Origin of the sequence: Mycobacterium sp. GA-1285, assembly GCF_001499905.1 — a bacterium.
GTDB lineage: Bacteria > Actinomycetota > Actinomycetes > Mycobacteriales > Mycobacteriaceae > Mycobacterium.
Genome location: NZ_LQIS01000053.1, coordinates 173604 through 183560 on the forward strand (window position 1 = coordinate 173604; position 9957 = coordinate 183560).

Here is a 9957-nt window from a genome sequence, read left to right on the forward strand (position 1 = left end):
CGCTGCGGTGCGCGCATCGCGTTGATACGTTGAGCGACAGGGTGTGCCGGGAAGTCTGGTCGGCGAGTGTTTGTCGACCCCTACAGATCGGGACTCACCGTGGCCGCCGACCCACTCCGCCGATTCGCACAGCGGACGCTGTTTTCGCGCGGGTCGTGGTCCGAGACGAGTCGTGTGTCCTCGATCCTGCGCAAGGAGACCGTCGGGGGCGCGGTCCTGCTTGTGGCGGCGGCCGTCGCGCTCGCCTGGGCGAACTCGCCGTGGTCGGAAAGCTACTTCGCCCTGCGCGATCTGAGGGTCGGCGGCGAACCGTTCGGCCTGCACCTGGACCTGATGGTCAGCACCTGGGCGGCCGACGGGTTGCTGGCGCTGTTTTTCTTCGTGGTCGGGTTGGAGCTCAAACGCGAGTTCGTCGCCGGCGACCTGCGTGACCCCGCCCGCGCGGCCCTGCCGATCGCCGCCGCCGTCGGCGGCATGGTGGTGCCGGCCCTGGTCTTCGTCGCGATCACCGCTCACGTCGGCGACGGCGCCCTACGGGGCTGGGCGATCCCGACCGCAACCGACATCGCGTTCGCCGTGGCGGTGCTCGCGGTCATCTCCACGCATCTGCCCTCGGCCCTGCGCACGTTCCTGTTGACCCTTGCCGTCGTCGACGACCTTCTCGCGGTGTTGGTGATCGCCGTCTTCTACACCGAAGGCATCAACTGGGTCGCGCTGTTGGCGGCCCTGGTGCCGCTGGCGCTGTTCGCGCTGTGCGTGCAGCGCCGCATCCGGTCGTGGTGGCTGCTGGTTCCGCTCGCGGCGGCCACGTGGGCGTTGATGCACGAATCGGGCATCCACGCCACCGTGGCCGGTGTGCTGCTCGGGTTCACGGTGCCGGTCGTGCGTTCGCAGGCGGCAGGTGGGCCAGAGGCGGGACCGGGCCTGGCCGAACATTTCGAACACCGGCTGCGCCCGCTGTCGGCGGGCGTTGCCGTTCCGATGTTCGCCTTCTTCGCCGCGGGGGTGAACATCGGCGGCTATCGCGGGTTCACCGAGGCGATGACCGACCCCATCACGCTCGGCATCGTGCTGGGTCTGGTGGTCGGCAAACCGGTGGGCATCTTCGTGACCACGCGGGTCCTGGCGTCGGTCACGCGAGCCGATCTGGACCCCGCGATCCGGTGGATCGATGTGCTCGGCATCGCCCTGCTTGCCGGCATCGGGTTCACCGTGTCGCTGCTGATCGGCGACCTCGCGTACGGCACCGGCTCCGAACGTGACGAATTCGTGAAGATCGGTGTGCTGACGGGATCGCTGACTTCCGCCGCCCTGGCCGCGGTCCTGTTGAGGCTGCGGAACAGGCAATATCGGGCGATTCACGAACAGGAAACCGCCGATTCCGACCACGACGGCGTGCCCGACATCTACCAAGCTCGACAGGACTGACTACGACGGCCGTGCGTAAACTGAACGAATGCTTGAACAGATCCGCGGGCCCGCAGATCTGCAGCACCTTACGCAGTCGCAATTAAGCGATCTAGCACGTGAGATCCGCGAATTCCTGATCCACAAGGTGGCTGCCACCGGCGGGCATCTCGGCCCGAATCTCGGCGTTGTCGAGCTCACGCTCGCGCTACATCGGGTGTTCGATTCACCACACGATCCGATCATCTTCGACACCGGGCATCAGTCCTATGTGCACAAGATGCTGACGGGTCGCAGCCACGACTTCGAAACCCTGCGCAAGAAGGGTGGCCTGTCGGGCTACCCGTCGCGCGAGGAGAGCGAGCACGACTGGGTGGAGTCGAGCCACGCCAGTTCGGCGCTGTCCTACGCCGACGGGCTGGCCAAGGCGTTCGAGCTGTCCGGGCACCGCAATCGTCACGTGGTGGCCGTGGTCGGCGACGGCGCCCTGACCGGCGGGATGTGCTGGGAGGCGCTCAACAACATCGCCGCTGCGCGGCGCCCGGTGGTGATCGTCGTCAACGACAACGGCCGCAGCTACGCGCCGACGATCGGCGGGTTCGCCGAACACCTGGCGGGTCTGCGACTGCAGCCCGGCTACGAGCGTGTGCTCGAGGAGGGTCGCAAGGTGGTGCGCGGCGTTCCGGTCATCGGCGAGGTGTGTTACCAGAGCATGCACTCGATCAAGGCCGGCATCAAGGACGCGTTGGCGCCCCAGGTGATGTTCACCGACCTGGGCCTGAAATATGTCGGCCCCATCGACGGCCATGACGAGCATGCCGTCGAGGTCGCGCTGCGCCGGGCGCGCGGCTTCAACATGCCCGTGATCGTGCACGTCGTCACCCGCAAGGGCATGGGTTATGCGCCGGCGGAGAACGACGAGGCCGACCAGATGCACGCCTGCGGGATCATCGACCCCGAGACCGGATTGGCGACGTCGGTGCCCGGCCCCGGTTGGACGTCGACGTTCTCCGAGGCGCTGATCGGTTATGCGGCCCGGCGGCGCGACGTGGTGGCGATCACCGCGGCGATGCCCGGTCCCACCGGGCTGAGTGCGTTCCGCCAGCGCTTCCCGGACCGGTTCTTCGACGTGGGCATCGCCGAACAGCACGCGGTGACGTCGGCGGCCGGGCTGGCGATGGGCGGCCTACATCCCGTCGTCGCGATCTACTCGACCTTCCTGAACCGCGCGTTCGACCAGGTCATGATGGACGTGGCCCTGCACAAGCTGCCGGTGACGATGGTGTTGGACCGCTCGGGGATCACCGGCCCCGACGGCGCCAGCCACAACGGCATGTGGGACCTGTCGATGCTGGGCATCGTGCCCGGTATGCGGGTGGCCGCACCCCGCGACGGCGCTCGGCTGCGTGAGGAGCTCGGCGAGGCGCTCGACGTCAACGACGGCCCGACCGCGATCCGGTTCCCGAAAGGCGATGTGGGCGAGGACATTTCGGCTGTCGAACGGCGTGACGGCGTCGACGTGCTCGCCGTGCCCGCCGATGGACTCGGCGACGACGTGCTGTTGGTGGCGGTGGGACCGTTCGCGTCGATGGCGTTGGCGGTCGCGGAGTTACTGCGCAACCAGGGCATCGGTGTGACGGTCGTGGACCCGCGCTGGGTGCTGCCGGTGCCCGAGGCCATCGTCGCGCTGGCCCGCGAACACAAACTCGTCGTCACGCTCGAGGACAACGGCGTCAACGGCGGAGTCGGCTCGGCGGTGTCGGCGGCGCTGCGCCGCGCCGAGATCGACGTGCCCTGCCGCGACGTCGGCCTGCCGCAGGAGTTCTTCGCGCAGGCGTCCCGCGGCGAGGTGCTCGCCGAGGTCGGCCTGACCGACCGCACCGTGGCCCGCCAGATCACCGGGTGGGTCGCGGCTCAGGGCGCCGCGGTGAGCGAGGCCGAAGTCGGCCAGCGGCTCGACTAGCGGTCCCCAGTTCGCTCCATCTCGCCGACTGTGCGGTTTCATCCGCGACGCGCCGGTCGGACGGTATGAAACCGCACAGTCGCGGCGGGGCCAGCAGGCGGACTGCATGAAACCGGTTGTCATCGTGTGCATTCTGCTCGCGTAGGCTGCGGCGATGGACGTCGAGTTGGAGCGCTGGAAGGCCGCTGGCCGCTATTTCGACTACCTGGGCTTCGAGATCTTCTACCGGATCGACGGCCTGCCGTCGGGTGAGGCTCCGACGCTGCTGACCATTCACGGTTACCCGTTCAACTCGTGGGACTGGTCGCTGATCTGGCCGACACTCACTGAACGGTTCACCGTCATCGCGCCGGACATGATCGGAATGGGCTTCTCGGCGAAGCCGACCGCCTATCGCTACTCGGTGCACGACCACGCCGACGTCCACGAGGCACTGCTCGAGCATCTGAACATCGAACGGTGTCACGTCTTGGCGCACGATCTCGGGGACTCGGTCGGCCAGGAACTCCTGGCCCGCAGCGAATTCCGCGAGCAGTCGTACGGCGCGGTGCAGTACCAGTCGATCACCTGGCTCAACGGTGGACTGTTCAACGAGGCCTATACGCCACGCACGATGCAGAAGCTGATGTCGGGAACCCCGCTGGGCGACTTGATGAGTCCCCTGCAGGGGCGCAGTTCGCTATCGCGCAAGATGCTCGAGCGGACGCTCGACGAGATGTTCGGCCCGAACACAAAGCCGTCACGCGAGCTGATGGAGCGGTTCCACCAAATCCTGGAGTACAACGACGGCAAGCGCGTGCTGCACAAGGTCGGTCGATTCCTGGGCGACCGCTACACCCACCGCAACCGATGGGTGCGCGCAATGCGCCGAACGTCAGTGCCGATGCGGCTGATCGACGGGCCCGTCGACCCGAACTCCGGCGCACACATGGCGCGTCGGTACGCCGAAGTTATCCCCGACGCCGACGTCGTGATGCTCGCCGACGACATCGGCCATTGGCCGCAACTCGAGGCTCCGCGAGAAGTGCTGCGGCACTTCCTGGCTCACATCGAGAAGGTGACCACCTAGCTCCCGGCCGGCCGCGGATCGGCGAGCTGCGCGTCGGCTGCTCCCAACGCCTCGGCCAGCAATGGCACCGTCAGCCCGCGCTGCCACGGCCGCGCGCCCACGTCGCGCAGGAACTCCTCGATGACGGTCGCCCTGTCGTCGACGGGCTGCCAATCCCAGCACAACCGACGCACGGTATCGGGGGAGAGGAGGTTCTCGGTCGGCACCGAAACCCGTTGCGAGAGTTCGGTGAGCGCGGCGCGCACCGCATCCAGCCGGGCGGCGGCTTCGGGTTTGCGCCTGGCCCACCGGGACGCGGGCGGGGGGCCGTTCGACGTCTCCTGCGATGTGGGCAGGTCCTTGGTGGTGCGTGCCCGCGCGAGCGCATCCAGCCACACCTTGGCGCTGCGGCGCTGCCGGTTACCGCCGAAGATCGGAAGCGCGGTCAGCTTCTCGACGGTGTCGGGGTCGTTGGTGGCGGCGTTGATGATGGCCGAGTCCGGCAGAATCCGGCCCGGCGCGATGTCGCGGCGCTGGGCGATGTGATCGCGGGTGGTCCAGAGTTCACGCACGGCGGCCAACGCACGCGCGTCGCGAATCTTGTGGATTCCCGACGTGCGTCGCCAGCGGTCCCTCCGGGTCGGTGCCGCCTCGAATTTCCTCAAGTGTTCGAATTCCTGTGCAGCCCAATCGGTTTTGCCCTGCTCCTCGAGTTCCGCGGCGATCGCGTCACGCAGTTCGATGAGCACCTCCACGTCGAGCGCGGCGTAGTTGAGCCATTCGTCGGGCAAGGGCCGCTTTGACCAGTCGGCTGCGCCGTGCCCCTTCATCAGCTGCAGGCCGAGCAGCCGCTGCACCATCGCGGCGAGGTTGACCTTGTCGTATCCGGCAAGGCGGCCCGCCAACTCGGTGTCGTACACGCTGACCGGCCGGATGCCGAGCTCGGCCAGACATGGCAGATCCTGATCGGCGGCGTGCAATACCCACTCGTCGGTGGCCAGCACCTCGGCGACCGGTGCCAGTGCTTCGAGGGGATCGGCGCCGTGACTCACCGGGTCGATCAGAACGGTGCCGGCGCCGGCACGTCGGATCTGCACGAGGTAGGCGCGGTTGGAGTAGCGGAATCCCGACGCCCGTTCAGCGTCGACTGCGAACGGCCCGTGGCCGGACGCCAAGAGGTCGGCGGCCTTTCGGATCTCACTGACGCTGGCCGACAACGCGGGAACGCCGTCGCGTGGCACAAGCAACGGCGTCGCCTCGGGCTCGGCCTCTTCAGCCGTGGCCGCCTCGGAGATGGCCTCGTCGCTATCGGGCATCGTCAGGCGCGGGTGCGGGAGCCGAGGTCGGTGACGCCCTGAGGCGGCAGGCCGGCAGCGTGCTCGAGCACCTCACAGAACGCCTCGACGTGCGGGCCCAGCTCCAGCGTCGTCGCGGTCCATGAGGCACGCAGTTCCAGCTGATGGGCGCGAGGCGGGCCAGAGATGTCGCCGTAGCGCACCGATGTGGTGGCGGTGACCGTGCCGCCCAGAGCGGTGACGTGCTCGGCCCGCTCCGCAAGGGCGTCGACGAGCCAACTCCACGCGACCTCCGGGAGCAGCGGGTCGACGGCCTCACTGGAGTCCAGGTCGGCCTGGATGTAGGCGACGAGCCGCATGGTGCCGTCCCAGGCGTCGGCGCCGTCGGGATCGTGCAGCAGAATGAGGCGGCCGAATGCTTCGCCTTCCGAGCCCTCCGGCGCTGTCGGCACGATCGCCGTCTCGGGATGGCGGACCTCGGCCCCCAGCGCATAGCTGAACGGCGCCAGCCGCTGGGGCGGGCGGATCGGGCCGAGCTCGATCTCCGGTCGGACGGTGGTGGCATTCATCGCCGCCACCGCTTCGCGGAACTGAGCCGGTTCGGCGGTGGTCACGACGCTTGACGCTAGCCCATCAGGGCAGGTCTGTGCGCGTGGCGCGCCGATCTTGTCGGGCAACCAGTCAAGTCGAGGCACGGCAGGAGCCGCCCCGCACCCATGGCAGCATTGAGAGCGATGAACACGCGCCGTGAGCTGCCCGACTCGCCATATCTGGCCGCCGCCAGCGGCCGAAAACCCGGTCGTGTGCCGGTGTGGTTCATGCGGCAGGCGGGCCGCTCGCTGCCGGAGTACCGCGCGTTGCGGGCCAAGAACACGATGATGCAGGCCTGCTTCGACGCCGAGCTGATCACCGAGATCACGCTGCAACCGGTCCGCAGGCACGGCGTGGACGCCGCGATCCTGTTCTCCGACATCGTGGTGCCGTTGCGGGCCTCGGGTATCGACCTGGACATCGTGCCCGATGTCGGTCCGGTGATCGAGAACCCGATCCGCACCGCCGCCGACGTCGCCGCCATGAAACCCCTGGAACGCGAGCAGGTCGCCCCGGTGGCCGATGCCGTCGGAATGCTGGTGTCCGAACTCGATGACGTGCCGTTGATCGGGTTCGCGGGCGCGCCGTTCACGCTGGCCTCCTACCTCGTCGAGGGCGGACCGAGCCGCAACCACGAGCGCACCAAGGCGATGATGCTTTCAGAACCCGACACGTGGCACGCGCTGATGACCGCGCTGACCGATGTGACGATCGCGTTCCTGCAGGTCCAGGTGGACGCGGGCGTCGACGCGATCCAGGTGTTCGACTCGTGGGCCGGAACGCTGTCGCTGGCCGATTACCGCAGCTTCGTGCTGCCCCACAGCACGCGGGTGTTCGCCACGCTGGCCGCTGCCGGTGTGCCGATGACGCACTTTGGCGTTGGTACCGCCGAACTGCTGGGCGCCATGTCGCAGGCGGCGTCCGGGCACGGTGCCCCGGCCGTCGTGGGGGTCGACTGGCGCACGTCATTGTCCGACGCCGCCGCCCGGGTGGTCCCGGGGACGGCGTTGCAGGGCAACCTGGACCCGGTGGTGTTGCTGGCGGGTAGGCCGGTGGCCGAACGCGCGGCGCGTGCGGTCGTCGACGACGGCAGGCGGGCGGTCGACGCCGGAGCCGCCGGCCATGTGTTGAACCTCGGGCATGGCGTGCTTCCCGCGACCGATCCGGAGATCATCACCGAAGTGGTGGCGTTGGTGCATTCGCTGTGAGCGTGTCGTATTGCGTTGTCGGCGGGGGCATTTCGGGTCTCGTCGCCGCGTATCGGTTGCGTGTCGCGGCGGGTCCGGACGCGTCGATCACGGTGTTCGATCCCGCCGACCGGTTGGGCGGCGTGCTGCGCACCGAGCGGGTCGGCGGCCAACCGATGGATGTCGGCGCGGAGGCGTTCGTCGCGCGACGACCCGAGGTTCCCGCGTTGCTGGCCGAGCTGGGCCTGGCGAACCGTCAAATCGGCACGACCGGCGCCCGCCCGCTGATCTACAGCCAGGCCAGGTTGCATCCGCTGCCGCCAGGCACGCTGCAGGGGATACCGGCGCAGCCGTCGGTGCTGGCCGGGCTGGTGGACGACGCGACGATCGCCTGGATGCACGGTGAACGCAATCGGCCGTTCTCCTGGCGTCCCGGTGCCGACCCGTCCGTGGCCGAGCTGGTCGGGGGCCGGTTCGGTGAGCAGGTGGTCACCCGCTCGGTCGAGCCCCTGCTCGCCGGCGTCTATGCGGGTAATGCGGCGACGATCGGTGTTCGTTCGGCGGTTCCGACGCTGGCTGTGGTCCTGGACCGCGGCGCCCGTAGCCTCACCGACGCCGTCCGCGAAGCCGTGCAGCCACCGCTCACCGGGTCGGTCTTCGGCGCGGTCGACGGCGGCTACCGGGTGCTGATCGACGAGCTCGTGCGCCACGCCGGGGTGCAGTGGCGGCAGGTCACGGTCGAAGCAGTGCACCGCGACGCGCGGGGCTGGGACCTGGTCGACGACGAGGGCGCCCGCCACCACGCCGACGCGGTGGTTCTCGCCGTGCCGGCGCCTCGCTTGGCGCGGCTCGTCGCGCAGGTGGCTCCCCGAAGCGCCGCCGCGGCTCGACGCATCCCGGTGGCGTCGACCGCGCTGGTGGCGCTGGCGTTGCCGGGCGGTACGCCGTTACCGCAGCAGTCCGGTGTGCTGGTGGCCGGCGGAGAACGCCTGCGGTCGAAAGCGGTCACGCTGACGTCGCGCAAGTGGGGGCCGCGCGGCAGCGTCGAGTTGGTCCGGTTGTCGTTCGGCCGGTTCGGCGACAATCTGGCCCGCAGCGTGGGCGACGAGGAGCTGCTCACCTGGGCGGCCGAGGACCTCGCCACGCTGTTCGGTGTCAGGACCGAGCCGGTCGACTACCACGTGCAGCGGTGGATCGACGCGATGCCGCAATACGGCCCGGGCCACGGCGAGCTGGTCGCCGAATTGCGGGCGGGCTTGCCGCCGACGCTCGCGGTCGCGGGCGGATTCCTCGACGGGATCGGGGTGCCGGCGTGCGTGTCGGCGGCGACCAGGGCGGTGGCGTCGCTGGTCACGACACGCGTGGCACGATAGGGCTATGGCCAAACTCGACTTCGACGCGCTCAACTCCGCCATCCGGTACCTGATGTTCTCGGTATTCGCCGTGCGGCCGGGGGAGCTGGGTGAGGAGCGGGCAGCGGTCGTGGACGAGACCGCGACGTTCCTCAAGCAGCAGGAGGAGCGCGGCGTCGTGGTGCGGGGCCTCTACGACATCGCGGGCATGCGCGCCGACGCCGATTTCATGATCTGGACGCACGCCGACCACGTCGAGGCCCTGCAGGCCACCTACGCCGACTTCCGTCGCACCACCGCCCTGGGTCGGGCCAGCAATCCGGTGTGGAGCAATGTCGCGCTGCATCGCCCGGCGGAGTTCAACAAGAGCCACATCCCGGCGTTCCTGGCGGGCGAGGAGCCCGGCAACTACATCTGCGTGTACCCGTTCGTCCGGTCGCTGGACTGGTATCTGCTGCCCGACGAGGAGCGCCGCCGCATGCTCTCCGAACACGGTATGGCGGCGCGCGGCTACAAGGACGTCCGGGCCAACACGGTCCCGGCGTTCGCGCTGGGCGACTACGAGTGGATTCTGGCTTTCGAGGCGCCGGAACTGTACCGCATCGTCGACCTGATGCGGGATCTGCGCGCCACCGATGCGCGTCGTCATGTCCGCGAGGAGACGCCGTTCTTCACCGGACCGCGGATCAGCGCGGAGCAGTTGATCGATCGCCTCCCGTAACCGGCCCCGCTCGGTCATCATGGTCCGATGAGGACGAAGGTGCTGCTTGGCGCGGCGATGTCGATCGGGGCGCTCGCGGCGGCGCCGACGGGTTTCGCGCAGGCCCCGGACAGCGAGAAGTGTGCGCCGCGGTTCGGTCAGGTCATCGACATCACGGCCGGCGACATCGACTGCATCACCGCATCGGACTACGCGGTGCAATACGACCTGAACGGCGACAAGTACCAGGTCATCGGCCCGTTCACCTGTTACTCGGGTAACGCGATGACGGCGCCGCTGCTCTTCCAGTGCGTTGCCGACACCGAAGACCGCGCCGAGTTCGCTGTCTACCCGGCGTAGCTCTTGCGCCTGCGGTCTGCGCGCCGAAATGGCATTCCAGCAGAACTTTTTCGA

9 protein-coding genes are annotated in these 9957 nt (G+C 68.8%); 7 read left to right on the plus strand and 2 right to left on the minus strand.

The genetic code is table 11. From position 1 onward, the window contains the following. Positions 1-99: 99 nt before the first annotated feature. From nhaA to AU193_RS20665, 3 genes are all read left to right on the plus strand, one after another. Positions 100-1428, plus strand: a complete 1329-nt coding sequence (gene nhaA / locus AU193_RS20655) for a Na+/H+ antiporter NhaA (RefSeq protein ID WP_064424279.1) — start codon at positions 100-102, stop codon at positions 1426-1428. A gap of 28 nt (positions 1429-1456) precedes the next feature. Continuing rightward, complete coding sequence (dxs, locus tag AU193_RS20660) at positions 1457-3370, plus strand: 1-deoxy-D-xylulose-5-phosphate synthase (protein WP_064424232.1); 1914 nt, start codon at positions 1457-1459, stop codon at positions 3368-3370. A 154-nt stretch (positions 3371-3524) separates the two neighbouring features. Beyond that, entirely contained in the window at positions 3525-4439 is a 915-nt protein-coding gene (locus AU193_RS20665; protein WP_064424233.1) for an alpha/beta fold hydrolase, read from the plus strand. Here the strand turns inward: AU193_RS20665 and AU193_RS20670 are convergent. Beyond that, positions 4436-5734, minus strand: a complete 1299-nt coding sequence (locus AU193_RS20670) for a ribonuclease D (protein ID WP_064424234.1) — start codon at positions 5732-5734, stop codon at positions 4436-4438. The two genes, AU193_RS20665 and AU193_RS20670, sit on opposite strands and share 4 nt — an antisense overlap. A gap of 2 nt (positions 5735-5736) precedes the next feature. Further along, entirely contained in the window at positions 5737-6327 is a 591-nt protein-coding gene (locus AU193_RS20675; protein WP_064424235.1) for a DUF3000 domain-containing protein, read from the minus strand. A 120-nt stretch (positions 6328-6447) separates the two neighbouring features. Here AU193_RS20675 and hemE point away from each other — a divergent pair, with 120 nt between their 5' ends. The 4 genes from hemE to AU193_RS20695 are packed head-to-tail and all read left to right on the plus strand — an operon-like array spanning position 6448 to position 9903. After that, positions 6448-7512 (plus strand): uroporphyrinogen decarboxylase, encoded by a 1065-nt coding sequence (gene hemE, locus AU193_RS20680; RefSeq protein ID WP_064424236.1) that lies wholly within the window; start codon positions 6448-6450, stop codon positions 7510-7512. Continuing rightward, positions 7509-8864, plus strand: a complete 1356-nt coding sequence (locus AU193_RS20685; protein WP_064424237.1) for a protoporphyrinogen oxidase — start codon at positions 7509-7511, stop codon at positions 8862-8864. The genes hemE and AU193_RS20685 overlap by 4 nt, the downstream gene beginning before the upstream one ends. 4 nt (positions 8865-8868) lie before the next feature. Next, entirely contained in the window at positions 8869-9564 is a 696-nt protein-coding gene (gene hemQ / locus AU193_RS20690; RefSeq protein ID WP_064424238.1) for a hydrogen peroxide-dependent heme synthase, read from the plus strand. Positions 9565-9591: 27 nt separating this feature from the next. Further along, complete coding sequence (locus AU193_RS20695; RefSeq protein WP_156425312.1) at positions 9592-9903, plus strand: hypothetical protein; 312 nt, start codon at positions 9592-9594, stop codon at positions 9901-9903. Positions 9904-9957: the final 54 nt, after the last annotated feature.